Annotated in this window: 17 protein-coding genes and 1 other annotated feature; of the genes, 11 read left to right on the top strand and 6 right to left on the bottom strand. The window is 46.4% G+C overall.

Translation table 11 applies throughout. The features are described from left to right. Positions 1–39: 39 nt before the first annotated feature. Together uvrC and uvrY are read right to left on the bottom strand one after the other, a co-directional pair. Entirely contained in the window at positions 40–1872 is a 1833-nt protein-coding gene (uvrC, locus tag A8140_RS10120; RefSeq protein ID WP_005530467.1) for an excinuclease ABC subunit UvrC, read from the bottom strand. Position 1873: 1 nt separating this feature from the next. Beyond that, a complete protein-coding gene (uvrY, locus tag A8140_RS10125) occupies positions 1874–2518 on the bottom strand; it encodes a UvrY/SirA/GacA family response regulator transcription factor (protein ID WP_005434947.1) in 645 nt (214 codons plus the stop codon). A 432-nt stretch (positions 2519–2950) separates the two neighbouring features. On the opposite strand from uvrY, the gene A8140_RS10130 reads away from it, so the two are divergent. Next, on the top strand, positions 2951–5314 hold the full coding sequence (locus A8140_RS10130; RefSeq protein ID WP_005530469.1) for a DNA polymerase II: 2364 nt from the start codon (positions 2951–2953) through the stop codon (positions 5312–5314). A 39-nt stretch (positions 5315–5353) separates the two neighbouring features. Here the strand turns inward: A8140_RS10130 and A8140_RS10135 are convergent, their stop codons facing one another. Further along, positions 5354–6121, bottom strand: coding sequence for a nucleotidyltransferase family protein (locus A8140_RS10135; protein ID WP_005530471.1), 768 nt, complete (start codon positions 6119–6121; stop codon positions 5354–5356). Positions 6122–6308: 187 nt separating this feature from the next. On the opposite strand from A8140_RS10135, the gene efpL reads away from it, so the two are divergent. After that, positions 6309–6875 (top strand): elongation factor P-like protein EfpL, encoded by a 567-nt coding sequence (efpL, locus tag A8140_RS10140; RefSeq protein ID WP_005530473.1) that lies wholly within the window; start codon positions 6309–6311, stop codon positions 6873–6875. A 2-nt stretch (positions 6876–6877) separates the two neighbouring features. Continuing rightward, the gene (locus A8140_RS10145; protein WP_005530475.1) at positions 6878–7198 is read left to right on the top strand and encodes an HI1450 family dsDNA-mimic protein; all 321 of its coding nucleotides are present in this window, start codon (positions 6878–6880) and stop codon (positions 7196–7198) included. Positions 7199–7364: 166 nt separating this feature from the next. Here A8140_RS10145 and rluB read toward each other — a convergent pair whose 3' ends face one another. Then, positions 7365–8303: a 23S rRNA pseudouridine(2605) synthase RluB gene (gene rluB, locus A8140_RS10150; protein ID WP_005431207.1), complete on the bottom strand. Its 939-nt coding sequence runs from the start codon at positions 8301–8303 to the stop codon at positions 7365–7367. Between the two features lie 345 nt (positions 8304–8648). On the opposite strand from rluB, the gene A8140_RS10155 reads away from it, so the two are divergent. Then, the gene (locus A8140_RS10155) at positions 8649–9359 is read left to right on the top strand and encodes a calcium-binding protein (protein WP_005530477.1); all 711 of its coding nucleotides are present in this window, start codon (positions 8649–8651) and stop codon (positions 9357–9359) included. Between the two features lie 89 nt (positions 9360–9448). Here the strand turns inward: A8140_RS10155 and A8140_RS10160 are convergent, their stop codons facing one another. After that, positions 9449–10069: an L-threonylcarbamoyladenylate synthase gene (locus tag A8140_RS10160; RefSeq protein ID WP_005431206.1), complete on the bottom strand. Its 621-nt coding sequence runs from the start codon at positions 10067–10069 to the stop codon at positions 9449–9451. Between the two features lie 38 nt (positions 10070–10107). Beyond that, entirely contained in the window at positions 10108–10986 is an 879-nt protein-coding gene (gene rnm, locus A8140_RS10165; RefSeq protein WP_005530478.1) for an RNase RNM, read from the bottom strand. Positions 10987–11080: 94 nt separating this feature from the next. Between rnm and trpL2 the strand changes: the two genes are divergently transcribed. The 7 genes from trpL2 to trpA all read left to right on the top strand — a co-directional run bounded on the left by trpL2 (position 11081) and on the right by trpA (position 18134). Then, positions 11081–11206, top strand: coding sequence for a tryptophan operon leader peptide (trpL2, locus tag A8140_RS10170; protein ID WP_005431202.1), 126 nt, complete (start codon positions 11081–11083; stop codon positions 11204–11206). Then, positions 11153–11256: a sequence feature (Trp leader region), on the top strand. (Overlaps the previous gene by 54 nt.) 125 nt (positions 11257–11381) lie before the next feature. Next, positions 11382–12947 carry an anthranilate synthase component 1 gene (locus A8140_RS10175; RefSeq protein ID WP_005530481.1) on the top strand — a complete coding sequence of 522 codons (1566 nt, stop codon included), beginning with the start codon at positions 11382–11384 and terminating at the stop codon, positions 12945–12947. Between the two features lie 16 nt (positions 12948–12963). Beyond that, positions 12964–13572 carry an aminodeoxychorismate/anthranilate synthase component II gene (locus A8140_RS10180; RefSeq protein WP_005530483.1) on the top strand — a complete coding sequence of 203 codons (609 nt, stop codon included), beginning with the start codon at positions 12964–12966 and terminating at the stop codon, positions 13570–13572. 37 nt (positions 13573–13609) lie between these two features. Then, on the top strand, positions 13610–14620 hold the full coding sequence (gene trpD, locus A8140_RS10185) for an anthranilate phosphoribosyltransferase (protein WP_005530485.1): 1011 nt from the start codon (positions 13610–13612) through the stop codon (positions 14618–14620). A gap of 13 nt (positions 14621–14633) precedes the next feature. Beyond that, on the top strand, positions 14634–16073 hold the full coding sequence (gene trpCF, locus A8140_RS10190) for a bifunctional indole-3-glycerol-phosphate synthase TrpC/phosphoribosylanthranilate isomerase TrpF (RefSeq protein WP_038862768.1): 1440 nt from the start codon (positions 14634–14636) through the stop codon (positions 16071–16073). A gap of 64 nt (positions 16074–16137) precedes the next feature. Then, positions 16138–17328, top strand: a complete 1191-nt coding sequence (gene trpB, locus A8140_RS10195) for a tryptophan synthase subunit beta (protein WP_005530487.1) — start codon at positions 16138–16140, stop codon at positions 17326–17328. Then, entirely contained in the window at positions 17328–18134 is an 807-nt protein-coding gene (gene trpA / locus A8140_RS10200; RefSeq protein WP_005530488.1) for a tryptophan synthase subunit alpha, read from the top strand. Before trpB ends, trpA begins: the two co-directional genes overlap by 1 nt. The last annotated feature ends 186 nt before the right edge of the window (positions 18135–18320 follow it).

Genomic DNA, 18320 nt, shown 5'->3' on the forward strand with positions numbered 1-18320 from the left:
TTCTCTTACATATTGCGGCTTAATGTTGCGGGATTTTCCTTATTGTTTCAATGCTTGGAAAATAATTTCTGCCAAAGAGTGACTAATTCCCGGTACTTTGGCGATTTCTTCGACACTTGCACGCTTCAATTCCTGCAATCCACCCATGTATTTGAGTAAGGCTTGACGACGTTTCGGTCCTACGCCTTCAATCCCCTCTAAAGCACTGGTACGACGGGTTTTGCCACGTTTCGCTCTATGGCCTGCAATAGCATGGTTATGACTCTCATCTCGGATGTGCTGGATCAAGTGCAATGCCGGCGCATCACTTGGCAAGTTAAATTCCTCGCCATCTACGGTAATTAAGGTTTCAAGTCCCGGTTTACGAGTAACGCCTTTGGCAATACCAATCATGATTGGACGCTTCGGCCAATCCCCCCAATATTGGGAAATGATCTCATGCGCTCGATTGAGTTGTCCTTTACCACCATCGATAAAGATAATGTCAGGAACCTTCTCTACATCTAGCTGCTTCGAATAACGACGCTCTAAGGCTTGTCCCATTGCAGCGTAATCATCGCCGCCAGTAATGCCTGTGATGTTGTAACGACGATACTCTTGCTTAACTGGGCCTTCACTGTTGAACACCACACAAGAGGCAATAGTGCTCTCGCCCATCGTGTGCGAAATATCGAAACACTCCATGCGAGCGATAGTTTCCATGCCCAAGACTTCTCTCAGAGCTTTGAAGCGCTGATTGATGGTCATCTTGTGATTAATTTTGGTCGTAATGGCAGTAAGCGCATTAGTATTGGAAAGTTTTAGATAACGTCCACGTGAGCCAGTTGGAGAGGTATGGAACTGAACCTTACGTCCTGCCACTTCACTCAGAGCTTGCTGGATCGGCTCGATGTCACCACCCAGCTCTTGATTCAAGATAATACGGGACGGAATGGTGCGCGCCTCGTTATGACTCAGGTAATACTGAGTAAGGAAGCTATCAAATACTTCTTGTTGACTGGTGTTCTGTGGGATCTTAGGAAAATGACTGCGACTGCCTAACACCTTACCCTGACGAATCATCAAGATATGGATACATGCGATACCGTTCTCTTGAGCAAAGCCAAGTACGTCCATATCGTCCATACTGTCTTCTGAAACGTATTGCTGTTCTTGTACGCGTCGAATCGCTTGGATCTGGTCACGGAACTTAGCGGCATCTTCAAAACGAAGTTGCTGGCTTGCCACTTCCATCTTCTCAATGAGCTGCTCAAGTACTTGCTTATCTTTGCCCTGCAAAAATAAACGCACAAAACCCACCAGCTCGGCGTACTCTTCATCAGAAATAATCGTGCTGACACACGGACCCGCACAACGACCAATTTGGTACATCAAACAAGGGCGAGTACGGTTGGAATAAACCGTATCTTCACACTGACGAACAGGGAGTGTTTTCTGCAAAAGGTGCAAAGTTTCTCGTACCGCACCAGAATCCGGGTATGGTCCAAAGTACTCACCTTTGCGCTTTTTCGCACCACGATGCATAGACAATCGCGGATGTTTATGACCGCTAATGAAAATGTAAGGGTACGATTTGTCATCACGCAGAAGTACATTGTATTTGGGTAAATATTGCTTGATGTAGTTGTGCTCAAGGATGAGCGCTTCCGTCTCGGTATGGGTTACCGTGACATCAATTTTAGCGATATTACTTACGAGAGCGCGGGTCTTCTCACTGTCGACTTTCTTGCGAAAGTAGCTTGAGAGGCGCTTTTTGAGATCTTTGGCTTTGCCTACATAAATGACAACAGCCTCGGCGTTGTACATTCTGTAAACGCCGGGCTGATGAGTTACTGTCTTGAGAAAGGAAGCCGAATCGAAGGGTTGATTCACACTAAAGGGTCTCGGTGTCCAGCATTCCGTGGCGGATCGCTAAGTGTGTTAACTCAACGTCACCATTGATGTCCAATTTGCTAAACAGACGGTAGCGGTAGCTGTTGACTGTTTTTGGACTTAAATTCAGTTGTTCAGAAATATCCGTTACTTTCTGCCCTTTAGTGATCATCATCATGATCTGCAGTTCGCGTTCAGAAAGGTCTTTAAATGGGTTTTCTGAGGCAGGTGAGAATTGACTCAATGCCATCTGCTGCGCAATCTCTGGCGAGATGTAACGCTGCCCACTGTTAACCACACGAATTGCGTTAACCATTTCATCAGGGCCTGCACCTTTGGTTAGGTAACCAGAAGCACCCGCCTGCATCACTTTAGTTGGGAACGGATTTTCCGTATGAACGGTTAATACGATGATTTTTACGTCAGGATTCACGCGAAGAATCTTTTTAGTGGCTTCCAAGCCGCCAATTCCTGGCATGTTCATATCCATTAAAACGACGTCTGCATGATTACTGCGACACCATTTTACTGCTTCTTCACCGCTGTCAGCTTCTCCTGCTACGTTCATTCCACGGACGTCTTCAATAATACGTCGTATCCCTGTGCGAACCAGCTCGTGATCATCTACAAGGAAAACATTTATCAAACTTGTATCTCCACGCTTTTATTGGCTCTGCACCCACATAACTTTATGTCAATGTGGATATCAGTATGAGTGCCTATATACTACCGCATTAGGCAAAAAATTGCTTTCTATGAATATGTGCTTAAACGCAAAGTTTGGCAAGAACTTATTCATAAACCACTCTATTATTTGAGTGTGTTGCGTGCAAAGCCGATTTTTAAGACAAGATAATTAACAACATAAACTTCAATAAATCAAGCAACTAGATTTCACTTTGCTCAGCAAAACGCAATATCACCCATAAATGGTTATTCCATAAGCGAGATATCTTCGCTTTTGTACACCCTTAAGACACGCACTTGAACGGTGAAATTCAGCAGCGCTCTTTTACTGGTTATTTTTACAGTTCTTAATGATAGAATACGTGCTTCATTGATTTACAAGGTTTCTCTATTGAAAATCCAACAAGGCTTCCTTCTCACTCGCCAAGCCCGAGACATCAAAGGTCAAACTCAGATTGAGCTTTGGCTTTCGACCGAGAATGGTCCCACCCAATTGTTGATTCAAGGAGAAAGGCCCGTCTTCTTTATTGAACAGGCGCACATCGAGCAAACCAAGCAACTTGCCAGCTCTAAACGCATTGCCGTCGACATTCGCGCGCTTGAGCTAAAGAACTTTCAACTAACACCTTTAGCTGCGTGTTACACGCAAACGACAAAAGACGCGTTCGCTCTACAAGATGAGCTCAAGCAACATGACATCGTTCATTTCGAAGGCGACGTGCGTCTTGCTGACCGCTATTTGATGGAACGTTTTATTAAAGGCAGCATGGAGTTTACCGGGAATCTACAATCTCGAAACGGGTTCCAACGCGTCCAAAACGCAAAGTGTCGAACAGGCGAATACCAGCCGAAGCTACACGTGGTGTCCTTAGATTTAGAATGTTCAGAAAAAGGTATTCTCTATTCGATTGGTTTAGACAGCCCTGTCGATTCACGAGTGCTCATGATTGGAGAGCCGGAACCAGCAGAGACAGCAATTCAATGGGTGAAAGATGAAAAGGCACTACTCGATGCTTTGATCGCTTGGTTCAAGCAGTTCGACCCAGACGTCATTGTTGGCTGGAACGTGATCGACTTCGATTTCCGCCTGCTACACAAGTGCGCAGAGTGGCACAACATGAAGCTGATGTTAGGCCGCGCTGACCAGCCAAGTTTCTTCCGCAGCTCCGCGCAAAGCCAACAAGGTTTTATCTCAATCCCTGGTCGTGTGGTGCTGGATGGTATCGATACGCTCAAAACCGCGACATACCATTTCCGCTCTTGGTCACTTGAGTCGGTTTCACAAGAGCTCCTTGGCGAAGGTAAAGAGATTCATAACGTTCATGATCGAATGGACGAAATCAATCGCATGTACCGTTCAGACAAGCCTTCTCTCGCTAAATACAACTTGCAAGACTGTGTGTTGGTCAACAAGATTTTTGACCACACTCACCTACTCGACTTCGCAATCGAACGCTCTCGCCTAACGGGTGTGGAACTGGATCGCGTCGGGGGCTCAGTAGCAGCTTTTACTAATTTGTATTTGCCGCAAATCCACCGAGCTGGCTATGTTGCACCAAATCTCCATCCCGAAAATTGGATAGCTAGCCCAGGCGGCTATGTGATGGACTCGATCCCAAACCTTTATGACTCGGTATTGGTACTCGATTTTAAGAGCCTTTACCCTTCTATCATTCGCTCATTCTTGATCGATCCTATGGGTTTAGTCGAAGGCTTACAGCTTGAAATCGGCAAATCAGACAATGAAGCCGTACCGGGGTTTCGTGGTGGTCAGTTCCATCGCAAAAAACACTTCCTGCCAGAGATGATCGAAAAGCTCTGGGCAGCGCGCGATGTCGCAAAGAAGAACAACGAAAAAGCGTTCTCGCAAGCCATCAAAATCATCATGAACTCTTTTTATGGTGTGCTTGGTTCTTCTGGCTGTCGTTTCTTTGATACCCGCCTTGCTTCGAGCATCACTATGCGTGGCCACGAAATAATGAAACAAACCAAAGTTCTGATTGAGGACAAAGGTTATCAAGTGATCTATGGCGACACCGATTCAACGTTTGTGTCTTTAAATGGCGCGTACAGCCAAGTAGACGCCGATAAGATTGGTAATGAACTGGTCGACTACATCAACCAATGGTGGAATGACCATCTGCGCAGTGAGTACAACCTCAACTCGATTCTTGAACTCGAATACGAAACCCATTATCGCAAGTTCCTGATGCCAACCATCCGTGGTGCGGAAACGGGCTCAAAAAAACGCTACGCAGGTTTGATTGGTGAAGGCGAACAAGAACGCATTATCTTCAAAGGATTAGAAAGTGCACGCACCGACTGGACACCACTGGCACAGCGATTCCAAAATACTTTGTACCAAATGATCTTCCACGGCGAAGATCCAAGTGATTACGTGCGAGAGATGGTCGAAAAAACCAATAATGGTGAGTTTGATGATCAGCTGGTATATCAAAAGCGTTTACGCCGCAAGCTACACGAATACCAAAAGAATATTCCACCACAAGTACGTGCTGCGCGCCTAGCCGATGACATCAACGCTAAATTAGGCAGACCATTGCAGTATCAAAACCGTGGTCGAATCGAGTACTTGATTACTGTAAACGGGCCAGAGCCACACGAATACCGCAATAGTCCTATCGACTACCAGCACTATATTGATAAACAGTTGAAGCCAGTGGCCGATGCGATTTTGCCGTTTATTGGCACAGACTTCGAGCAGTTATCTGCGCCGCAGATGGGGCTGTTCTAAATCAAATTCCAGGTTGAAGGGAGTTAACGCTAGCTGACATTAGCCAATGCGAAATTCGGTCTTTTGATACTGAGTCACCAACCAATCACCAAAACCGTCGAGTAACCCAACCACAGAACGTTTTGGAATTGCGCGTCCAGAAAGCAAAATACCAAGGCGTTCTATCTCAAGCTGCTTTTCTGGGTGGTATCGTAAGAATTGCTCCCCACATTCAAGCGGGTCATCAAACCAACGTTTGTCTCGATACATGACAAGTGAGTACGACGCTCGGAGCAGTTTCTTAGCGATAGTCACTTGGGCACTGACCAGCTCTTCAATGCTTTGTGCTTGTACTATCTTAGTGCGATACACCGATAACCAGTCTTCGACATCCATGTTCCAGTGTTTGGCAATTTCCCAGCTTGGCACGTAGTCACCAAAGCAATCCGCCAGGTCATCTCCGTAAACACACACGCAGCAGTGTTTGAGCATAAAGCCCCAAGTAAAAATACTGTCCAGGTTTGCGACTTCACTCACCAAGGCGGTGCGGATCGATATACCTTTAACGTGAGGGTGCCCCTGTTGAGCACGCCATTTGATGGTGTTCAACAAAGTAGCGCGATTGTTTTCAAAACTCGACTTAGTGACCACGACCATATCGAGATTCGATTTTCCTGCAACCGCCGACTTACGTGCCACACTCCCATAAACATAAACACTATGTAAGTTAGAGCCAAGCCCACCTTTGAGGCACGCCAATACTTCTCTAAGAAGAGGTTCGAATTCTGGTTGGAAAGGATGTTTTGGATCGATAACAGGAAGAGACATTGAAGAAAACGCGATCTCAGGCTTTTAAAAGACGATGGGCTATATGATCCACTAGCCTTGCATTTGAATCAAGCCAAATAACCCCCTTATTGAGGTGCAAATTACTGTGTGGAATTTTGGTGCCAGACAAGCAACTTAGCGCTATAATCACCAAGTTTTGCTTAATAAGTGTAAATAGGAAAATACAATGCCAAAGGCAAGTGAAATCAAAAAAGGCTTCGCAATCGAGTCTAATGGTAAAACTCTTCTAGTTAAAGACATCGAAGTAACGACTCCTGGCGGTCGTGGCGGCGCTAAAATCTACAAAATGCGTTGTACAGATCTAAACACTGGCGCACGTGTAGACGAGCGTTACAAGTCAGATGACGTTGTTGAAACAGTAGAAATGAACAAACGTGCAGTTGTGTACTCATACGCTGACGGCGATGAGCATATCTTCATGGATAACGAAGACTACTCACAATACACATTCAAGCACAACGAAGTTGAAGATGAGCTTTTGTTCATCAACGAAGACACTCAAGGTATTCACATTATCCTAATCAACGGTTCTGCTGTTGGTATCGAGCTTCCTTCTTCTGTTGAGCTAGTGATTGAAGAAACTGATCCTTCAATCAAAGGTGCTTCTGCATCTGCACGTACTAAACCAGCACGCTTTGCTTCAGGTCTTGTAATCCAAGTTCCTGAGTACATCGCAACTGGTGACCGTGTAATCATCAACACGACTGAACGTAAATACATGAGCCGAGCATAAGTATGTCTGATTTGATTTCTTACGACGACGTTATCGACGCTGCGTACGACATCTTCCTTGAGATGGCTCCAGACAACCTAGAGCCAGCTGATGTCATTCTGTTTACTACGCAATTTGAAGATCGTGGTGCCGCAGAACTTGTTGAAACTGGTGATGACTGGGTTGAACACGTTGGCTTCGATATCGACAAAGAAGTGTATGCAGAAGTTCGAATCGGCTTAGTAAACGAGGAAAATGACGTACTTGATGACGTTTTTGCTCGTATGCTAATCAGTCGAGACCCAGAACATAAGTTCTGTCATATGCTTTGGAAACGCGACTGACACTTTCCCTATCATGATCAAAAACACCAGCCTCGCGCTGGTGTTTTTTTATGTCGATAAGTTACGTGTAATAAAAAGAGAAGAACACGATAACGCCAGAGAACAAAATGCTGGATAAGAAAAAGGCTTGCCGAGTGGGCAAGCCTTTCTGATTTTTTGCTATCGATTAACGATGCTTGTTACGTGCACCTTGGTCACCTGCAGTCTTCTTCGGCTTACGACGAGAGGGGTTGTTGCTACGACCTTTCGGTGTATTTACGCGCTCTTCGTGACGCTTAACTGCGCGACGGATTTTTTGGCTACGAGCACGTTCACGCTTACGTGACGTGTTGTCTTTATTCAGATCCAGCATGGTTTCTTTTTCTGGACGAAGTTCTACCAATTCACGTAGGTAGTTTACTTCTTTCAGATCAAGTTCCATCCAACCACCACGAGGCAGTTTCTTATCCAGATAGATGTCACCGTAACGAACACGTTTTAGGCGGCTAACCGTCGTGTCTTGAGATTCCCACAGACGACGAACTTCACGGTTACGACCTTCGTTAATAGCAACATAAAACGTGTGGTTCATACCTTCACCACCCGCATATACCACATCTTCGAAACGTGCCATGCCATCTTCAAGCTCAACACCACGAACCAAGTTTTTCACTTTTTGTTCAGTGACTTCGCCGAAAACACGAACAAGATATTCACGTTCAACCTGACGGCTTGGGTGCATTAGGCGGTTCGCCAGTTCACCATCTGTTGTAAACAGCAGTAGACCTGATGTGTTTGCATCAAGACGACCAACTGAAATCCAACGAGAACCACGGATCTTTGGCAGGCGATCGAAAACAGTGCGACGACCTTCAGGGTCGTGACGAGTACATAGTTCACCTTCTGGCTTGTAGTAAGCCAAAACACGACAGATCACTTCTTCTTGCGCCTTAGCAGACACAACGTGACCATCGATACGAACTACGCTGTTCTCATCTTCCAGTCTTTCACCAAGTTTAGCTACGATTCCGTTCACGCTAACGCGACCAGATTTAATTAACGATTCGATCTCACGACGAGAACCGTGTCCAGCACGTGCTAATACTTTTTGTAACTTTTCGCTCATTTATCTACCTATGTGTCGTCTTCACAGACGTCGAGACCAAGATTGGTCTTCATTGTGCAAGTTACCCAACCTGTTGGGATTTTTCGGTCAGTCATTATACGGGATTCTCTACTTTAATGTAAGCGAAATCGTCCATATTGTCGCAGCAAAATAACGCCCAAAAACTCACACTTAACTCATCACCCTCTCCCACTTAGTACCAGACACTCCCCAAATAGAACCGCACTATTATGGGTCGGAGCGAGCCTCTAAAACGCTGGCCTACCTGATAAAATTGTCAGGGTTATAAGAAAGATAACCCTACAGCTTGCTAGCTCCCTTAAACAGATGAAAAAGGAATAATAAATGTCTCATACAAATCTTGACCTAAATTGGATATTTGGCACCTCCGAAGATGACAACATGACAGGTACAAAAGGCTCCGATACAAGCGATGTATTTATCGGCTTTGGCGGCGACGATAAGTTTGTTGGCTTTGGTGGTGACGATTACGTCTTCGGTGGCTGGGGTGACGACACTCTACTCGGTGGTAGAGGTAACGACCTACTTGTCGGTGGTTCTGGCAATGACTATTTGTCGGGTGGTTTAGGTAATGACTCTCTATTTGGTGGTTGTGGCGACGACATAATTTTCGATTACTCTGGCAATAACTTCATTAACGCAGGTTGGGGTAACGATACTGTTGTGGTTGGCGATGGTAACTCTGTTATCGCAGGCGGTTGCGGCTCTGACACGTTCGTTATGACAAACCGTCTTGCTATTGGCGTTCCGGACCAACCGGTATCATCAAACGACATCGAAGTGAAAGCAGAGATACTCGACTTCAACATTTGTCACGATAAGTTGGTGTTTGATATGGGCCTTGATACGAACGATGACGGCATTCGCGATACCTTCTTAGACTCAGCAGATGACCTAACACTGTCTTACAACGACTTTGGATGGGCGGTATTCTCCAGCGATGAGTTTAATGTAGAAGTGACCCTGAAAGGGATCGATGCTGGCTACATGAACTACATTGAGCACTACAATATCGACATCTTTGACTTCGCATAACACGCGAATATAAAAACCTACACATTGATTCAAAAGACAAAGGGAGGCGTATTAGCCTCCCTTTCTTATTTCATCAAGAGTAAATCGAGTTACTCAAATGGCGCTGGATCACCAGAACCAATACGCGCAACAACGGATTCACCTTCACTGAAGTCAATAACCGTGGTTGGCTGCTCGCCTAGGTAACCACCATTAAGAATCACGTCTACAGCATGCTCTAGTTTGTCACGGATATCCTCTGGGTCTGATTCCGTCACATCACTGCCCGGTAGAATAAGCGACGTAGACATCATTGGCTCGCCAAGCGCTTCTAGTAGGTCCAGCGCAATGCGGTTATCAGGTACACGGATACCGATGGTCTTACGTTTTGCGTTCATCAAACGACGCGGCACTTCTTTTGTGCCCTTGAAGATGAAGGTGTAAGGACCCGGAGTATTGTTTTTCAGTAGTCGGAATGCAGAGTTATCCACTCGTGCATACAGAGAAAGCTCCGACAAATCACGACACAACAAAGTAAAGTTGTGTTTATCATCCAGACGACGGATCTGACAGATTCGTTCCAACGCCTGTTTGTTCTCCAATTGACAGCCTAGTGCGTAACCTGAATCGGTTGGGTACACCACCACACCGCCGTTACGAATGATTGCTACTGCTTGATTGATCAAGCGAGCCTGTGGGTTTTCTGGATGAACGTAAAAAAACTGGCTCATTGTAATTCCTCATTATCGAACCTCTCGGCTCTATATTTTTATGGGTTCTCGACTTGGTCTTGTTGAGCATTATTCAACGAAGGATCAATACCCCAATCTTTCCAAACTGGTTCCACGCCCGCGGGTAACCAGAGGTTTCTTCCCAATTCCATCCACGGTGATGGATAGTGAAAGTCGCTGCCTTGAGAAGCTAATAGTTTGTATTGTATAGCATAATCCGCCAAGTTGCGTCTTTCTTGTTGCGCTTGTTGAGGTTGCGCAACTTCCATGGCATTCCCACCCGCTTCAACAAATGCCGCTAACAGGCGTTTTACCCACTTGGCAGTGAGCTGATAACGCCCCGGATGCGCTAGCACTGCTTGGCCACCAGCGGCATGGATAGCGTCTACCGCCTCTTTCATGGAGCACCAATTCGGCGGTACATAACCAGGGTTGGAGCGCGTCAGGAATTTCTTAAACACCATCTGCATGTTTTTCGCGTAACCATTGTCCACCAACCACTTTGCGAAATGCGCGCGAGTAATTGGGGCATCTCCTGCAATGTGCTGAACTTCTTCTAATACACCTTCACGGGTGGCTTTCTGCAAGCGCTCGGCGATCAATGCTGCGCGCTCAACACGATGCGATTTTTGCTGTTGAATTAACTCCGCCAGCGCAGGGCTGTTAGGGTCAATGTTCAAACCTACAATATGGATGTCTTTGTTCTGCCAAACGGTCGAAATCTCGATACCGTTGATGATTTTGATCGGGAGATTGTTCTCTTCAACGTATTGCTTGGCCGGAGCTAAGCCGTCAACCGTATCATGATCTGTGATCGCCAAAACCTCGATATCAAAACTCAGTGCCCTATCCACTAAATCATGTGGTGCAAAGCGACCATCTGAAGCGGTGGTGTGGCTGTGTAAATCAATTCTCATCTTTTTGTCGTTTTAATGCTGTTTTGGGGTTGACTTTCTACCTCTGCACTAGTTAACTAGTACACAAATACGAAGTACCTAATTAAGGCTAACCATGTTACAAGAATTTAACCAAAACCAGAAAGCGAAAGTTGCGGTTCGTCTGAATAAGATGAATTCTGCAGACCTTGCTTGGTGGCGCACTTGGACAAGTTCTTGGTGGGCAAACGTGTACTTCTAGTTTAGAGAATTAAATGTCACAAAGCCCGCTACCTCAGCGGGCTTTTTGTTTTGTCGTCCATCTCACATTCAACTGCTTAAACATTCATCGGATCTGACCAAAACTTGATTGGGTGAACGTTTGCTTTATGCGACTATGTACGGCAGGAAGATGTAAACAGCTATAAGGAGGTCTTGTGAACAAGGCCATTGAAATTAAGAAACTTGGACAGCTTGAAGTGCTAACGGCTTCCGTCCCTTATACTCAAGACCCGACTCGCTTGTTCCATACGTTATGTGAGAACAGAACTGACAGCCTATTGCTGGAATCTGCTGAGATCGACTCAAAGCAAGATTTAAAATCCCTGTTAATTGTCGATTCTGCGGTGCGCATCGTTTGTTTCGGTCACACAGTTAGCATGCAGGCATTGACTAACAATGGTAAAAACCTGCTTTCTCATTTAAACCAAAACATTCGTGGTGAGGTTAAGAGTGAGTTCGTTGGCGAAACGCTGACTTTGGAATTCACCCAGCCTTGCGACACGCTAGATGAAGATTCTCGCCTACGTGAAGCCTCTTCATTTGATGCGCTGCGTTTGGTGCAACACAGCTTCGATATTTCAGAGCAAGATAAGCACGCGATTTTCCTTGGTGGTCTGTTTGCCTACGACTTGGTCGCTAACTTCGAACCTCTGGGCAATGCAGAAGCAACCAACCAATGCCCAGATTACGTTTTCTATGTAGCGGAAACGCTGTTGGTTGTGGATCATCAAACCGAATCTTGCCAACTGCAAGCAACTTTGTTTGTCGACGAATCAGAGAAAGCAACGCTAGAAACTCGCATCGAAGAAATCAGCGCTCAATGCGCAGCGCCAAAACTGCTGCCAAGTGCAGAGCAAATCGCCGATGTCACGGTTGAACCTAGCGTGTCTGATGCAGACTTCTGCCAAATCGTTCGTGACTTAAAAGATTTCGTAGTGAAAGGCGATGTGTTCCAAGTCGTGCCGTCTCGCCGATTTACACTCCCTTGTCCTTCTCCATTAGCAGCCTACAAAGAACTCAAACAAAGTAACCCAAGTCCTTACATGTTCTACATGCAAGACGAGCTGTTTACTTTGTTTGGCGCATCACCGGAAAGTGCGCTTAAGTACGAAACCGACACTAACCAAATTGAAATCTACCCAATCGCAGGCACTCGTCGCCGCGGTAAGCGCCCTAACGGCGAGATCGATTTTGACCTAGATAGCCGCATCGAACTTGAACTGCGCACCGACATGAAAGAAAACGCAGAACACATGATGCTGGTTGACTTAGCACGTAACGACGTTGCTCGTATTGCTCAAGCTGGCACACGTCACGTAGCAGACCTACTAAAAGTCGACCGCTACAGCCACGTAATGCACTTAGTGTCTCGTGTGGTTGGTCAACTGCGTGAAGACCTAGACGCGCTGCACGCATACCAAGCTTGTATGAACATGGGCACGCTCACTGGTGCACCAAAGATTCGTGCGATGCAGTTGATTCGCGACGTAGAAGGCGCACGTCGCGGTAGCTACGGCGGTGCGGTTGGTTACCTAACTGGTGAAGGCACACTCGACACATGTATCGTGATCCGCTCAGCCTACGTTGAGAACGGCATTGCTCAAGTTCAAGCCGGTGCAGGCGTGGTGTTCGACTCTGATCCACAAGCGGAAGCAGACGAAACGCGCGGCAAAGCACAAGCGGTAATCTCTGCTATCCAAGCAGCGCATAAGTCACAATAAGGAATAGGGTTCAGAGATGGCTAATATCATTTTTATCGATAACTTTGACTCGTTCACCTACAACCTTGTGGATCAGTTCCGCTCGCTAGGTCACTCAGTCAAGATTTACCGAAACAACATCCCAGCAGAAACCATCGAACAAGCGGTAAACGAGCTTGAAAACCCAGTGGTTCTGCTATCGCCAGGCCCTGGTGCACCGTCAGAGGCAGGCTCAATGCCAGAGCTTATCCAACGCATGAAAGGCAAAGTACCGATGATCGGGATTTGTCTTGGTCACCAAGCGATTGTTGAAGCGTACGGCGGCACCGTTGCTGGCGCGGGCGAAATCATTCACGGAAAGGTCTCTATGATGGAGCACCAAGACCATGCGATTTACCAAAACCTACCATCACCACTTGCAATTGCACGTTACCACTCGCTAGTTGCGACCAAGGTTCCTGAGAGCCTAACCATCACAGCAGAAGTGGATGACTTGGTAATGTCTGTTGTACATGAAGAAGATAAAGTTTGCGGGTTCCAGTTCCACCCGGAATCTATTATGACGACCTACGGAGCAACACTGTTGGCCAATGCCATTGAATGGGCACTTGAAGAACAAACTTCAGCGACCCCACTCACTGCTTAATAAGCACTTGGCGCATAAGAAATTTAGGAGAGGAAATATGGAAGCAATCATCAACCCTATTATCACCAAACTGTACGAGCAAGAATCGCTTACTCAGGAAGAGAGCCAACAGCTATTCGACATCATTATCCGTGGTGAACTAGACCCAATTTTGATGGCATCAGCACTGACTGCACTAAAAATCAAAGGTGAAACGCCAGATGAAATTGCGGGCGCGGCGAAAGCACTGCTGGCAAACGCAAACCCATTCCCTCGCCCAGATTACGATTTCGCAGATATCGTAGGAACGGGCGGTGACGGTCACAACACCATCAACATTTCAACCACTGCGGCGTTTGTTGCAGCAGCTTGTGGTCTAAAAGTCGCGAAACACGGTAACCGCAGCGTTTCAAGCAAATCGGGCTCTTCTGACCTTCTAGATTCATTTGGTATCAACCTAGCTATGAGCGCAGAAGATACGCGCAAAGCGGTAGACGATATCGGTGTTGCTTTCCTATTTGCACCTCAATACCACGGTGGTGTGCGACATGCGATGCCAGTGCGTCAAACCATGAAAACACGCACCATCTTTAACATTCTTGGTCCACTGATTAACCCTGCTCGTCCTAACATCGAATTGATGGGCGTTTACAGTGAAGAACTGGTTCGTCCTATCGCAGAAACCATGCTACAAATGGGTATGAAGCGCGCCGCTGTAGTACACGGTAGTGGTTTGGACGAAGTGGCGATTCACGGTGAAACAACGGTTGCCGAAATCAAAGACGGTAAGATCACAGAATACAAACTAACGCCTGCAGACTTCGGTCTAGAAGCGCACCCGCTAGAAGCGATCAAAGGTGGCGATCCTGAAGAAAACAAAGCGATCATTACCAATATTCTAACGGGTAAAGGTACAGATGCACAATTGGGTGCAGTGGCAGTAAACGTTGCTCTGCTAATGCGTCTATTCGGCCACGAAGATTTAAAAGCCAACACGCAACAAGCGATTGAGGCAATGAATTCAGGCAAGGCGTACCATTTGGTACAACAACTTGCCGCACACGCTTAAGGAATTGAAGAAGATGACTGACTTCAACACTCATCAAGCTGACAACCTGTCTGAACACGTTTCTAAGAAAGAAGCAGAAATGGCAGAAGTACTGGCGAAAATTGTCCGCGACAAATATCAGTGGGTAGCAGACCGTAAGGTGAGTCAACCGCTAAGCACATTTCAGTCTGATTTGCTGCCATCGGACCGCAGCTTCTACGATGCTCTGAGTGGCGAAAAGACGGTATTCATCACCGAATGTAAGAAGGCATCTCCTTCTAAAGGTTTGATTCGTGATCACTTCGACTTGGATTACATTGCATCGGTTTACAACAACCACGCAGATGCAATTTCAGTCCTAACAGACGAAAAGTACTTCCAAGGTAACTTCGACTTTCTTCCTCAAGTGCGTGGTCAAGTCAAACAACCAGTTATTTGTAAAGACTTCATGGTAGATATCTACCAAGTTTATCTAGCGCGCCATTACAGTGCTGATGCCGTGCTACTGATGCTTTCTGTCCTGAATGACGAAGAGTACCAAGCACTAGAAGAAGCAGCACACAGCCTGGACATGGGTATCTTGACCGAAGTCAGCAACGAAGAAGAGCTTCATCGTGCCGTTAAGCTAGGCGCACGCGTTATCGGCATCAATAACCGTAACTTGCGCGACCTAAGTACTGATTTGAATCGTACTAAAGAGCTGGCCCCGACAATTCGCGAACTGGCTCCTAACGCAACAGTAATCTCAGAATCTGGCATTTATACGCATCAACAAGTTCGTGATCTAGCGGAATACGCAGACGGCTTCTTGATTGGTAGTTCGCTGATGGCGGAAGACAACCTAGAACTTGCTGTACGTAAAGTGACGTTAGGCGAAAACAAAGTGTGTGGCTTAACGCATCCAGATGACGCAGCAAAAACATATCAAGCTGGCGCAGTATTTGGTGGCCTGATTTTTGTCGAGAAGTCGAAGCGCGCCGTTGATCTTGAAGGCGCTCGCTTAACCATGAGCGGTGCCCCACTGAACTATGTAGGCGTGTTCCAAAACCACGATATCGATTTTGTTGCTTCTGTCGTGACCTCTTTGGGTTTAAAAGCGGTGCAACTGCACGGTCAAGAAGACCAAGCTTACGTAAACCAACTTAAAGCCGAACTGCCAGCAGCGGTAGAAATTTGGAAAGCTTACGGCGTGACTGATGCCAAGCCAGAACTACTTGCAGAAAACATTGACCGCCATTTATTAGATGCACAAGTTGGCACTCAAACCGGCGGAACTGGTCAAGTTTTCGACTGGTCACTGATCGGCGACCCAAGTCAAATTATGCTAGCGGGCGGACTGTCGCCAGAAAATGCTCAACAAGCAGCGAGACTAGGTTGCTTGGGATTAGATTTAAACTCTGGTGTAGAAAGCGCACCAGGCAAAAAAGATTCACAGAAGTTGCTCGCGGCATTCACCGCCATTCGCAACTACTAAAGCTGTATTTCAGCTAAAAAATTTAAAGCTATTCGTAGCGAAAAATACGAGAAGGAATATAACGATGGCAAAACTGAATGCCTACTTTGGCGAATACGGCGGTCAGTACGTTCCGCAAATTCTAGTTCCAGCCTTAGAGCAACTAGAGCAAGCGTTTATCGACGCACAAGAAGATCCAGAATTCCGCAGCGAATTCATGACGCTTCTTCAAGAGTATGCGGGCCGTCCAACGGCTTTGACTCTAACTCGTAACCTAACTAAAGGTACGAAAACCAAACTGTACCTAAAACGTGAAGACCTACTTCACGGCGGCGCGCACAAGACCAACCAAGTGTTAGGGCAAGCACTGCTTGCGAAACGCATGGGTAAAAACGAAATCATCGCTGAAACGGGTGCAGGCCAACACGGTGTAGCAACCGCACTAGCATGTGCGCTGCTTGGTCTTAAGTGTCGCGTTTACATGGGTGCAAAAGACGTTGAGCGTCAGAGCCCGAACGTATTCCGTATGAAGCTAATGGGCGCAGAAGTCATTCCTGTTCACTCTGGTTCAGCAACACTTAAAGACGCATGTAACGAAGCGCTACGAGACTGGTCTGCAACTTATGAAGATGCGCACTACCTACTTGGTACAGCGGCGGGTCCTCACCCATTCCCAACGATCGTGCGTGACTTCCAACGCATGATTGGTGAAGAAACGAAGAATCAGATTTTGGCACGTGAAGGTCGTCTTCCTGACGCAGTTATCGCGTGTGTGGGCGGTGGTTCAAACGCTATCGGCATGTTTGCTGACTTCATCGAAGAAGAAAGTGTTCGCCTAATTGGTGTTGAGCCAGCAGGCAAAGGTATCAATACCGACCAACACGGCGCGCCACTTAAACATGGTAAAACGGGTATCTTCTTTGGTATGAAAGCGCCACTGATGCAAGATCCAAACGGTCAGGTTGAAGAATCATACTCTGTTTCTGCAGGTCTTGATTTCCCATCAGTTGGTCCACAGCACGCACATCTGAACGCAATCGGCCGTGCTGAATACGACAACGTAACGGACGATGAAGCGCTAGAGGCGTTCCAAGAAATTGCGCGTCACGAAGGCATCATCCCAGCTCTAGAGTCCTCTCACGCTGTGGCACATGCACTGCGTATGGCTCGTGAGAATCCAGAAAAAGAACAATTATTAGTTGTGAACCTATCAGGTCGTGGTGATAAAGATATCTTCACTGTACATGCCATCCTAGAAGAAAAAGGAGCGATCTAATGAGCCGTTATGCAAAGATGTTTGAGCGTCTAAACGAGAAAAACCAAGGCGCTTTTGTACCGTTCGTAACGGTTTGCGATCCAAACGCAGAGCAGTCTTACAAGATCATGGAAACATTAGTTGAGTCAGGCGCTGATGCTCTAGAACTCGGTATTCCATTCTCAGATCCTCTTGCGGATGGCCCGACTATCCAAGGTGCGAACATTCGTGCTCTAGATTCAGGCGCAACACCGGATATCTGTTTCGAGCAGATTGGTAAGATCCGAGCGAAGTACCCAGAGCTACCTATTGGTCTTCTGATGTACGCGAACCTTGTGTACTCACGTGGTATCGAAAACTTCTACGAGCGTTGTGCAAAAGCGGGCATCGATTCTGTTTTGATTGCAGATGTACCAACCAACGAGAGCTCAGAATTTGTTGCAGCAGCAGAGAAGTTTGGAATTCACCCAATCTTCATTGCCCCACCAACGGCAAGTGATGAAACGCTGAAGCACGTATCCGAACTCGGTGGCGGCTACACTTACCTACTTTCTCGTGCAGGTGTTACTGGCGCTGAGACCAAGGCAAACATGCCTGTTGACCACATGTTAGATAAACTGAATCAATTCAATGCACCACCAGCGCTGCTTGGTTTTGGTATTTCAGAGCCTGCACAAGTAAAACAAGCTCTAGGATCTGGTGCCGCTGGTGCGATTTCTGGTTCTGCCGTGGTAAAAATTATCGAAGCGAACGTCGAGCAACCACAAATCATGCTCGATAAGCTAGGTGAATTCGTTTCTGCAATGAAAGCTGCAACACAAAAATAACGTATCACTAATTTGATAAATATGAGATCGATTCTTTATTAACCATCAGGAATCGATCTTTTTTAACATTCCCGTCTAAAAACCTCCCTCTCTTACCATCTATTTTTCAAACGCCAGACAACCAAAATATCACCACAATCGATAGCAATCGTTTGCTATTGATTAAAAAACTATCAGCAATCAATG

Source organism: Vibrio campbellii CAIM 519 = NBRC 15631 = ATCC 25920 (genome assembly GCF_002163755.1).
GTDB classification, from domain to species: domain Bacteria; phylum Pseudomonadota; class Gammaproteobacteria; order Enterobacterales; family Vibrionaceae; genus Vibrio; species Vibrio campbellii.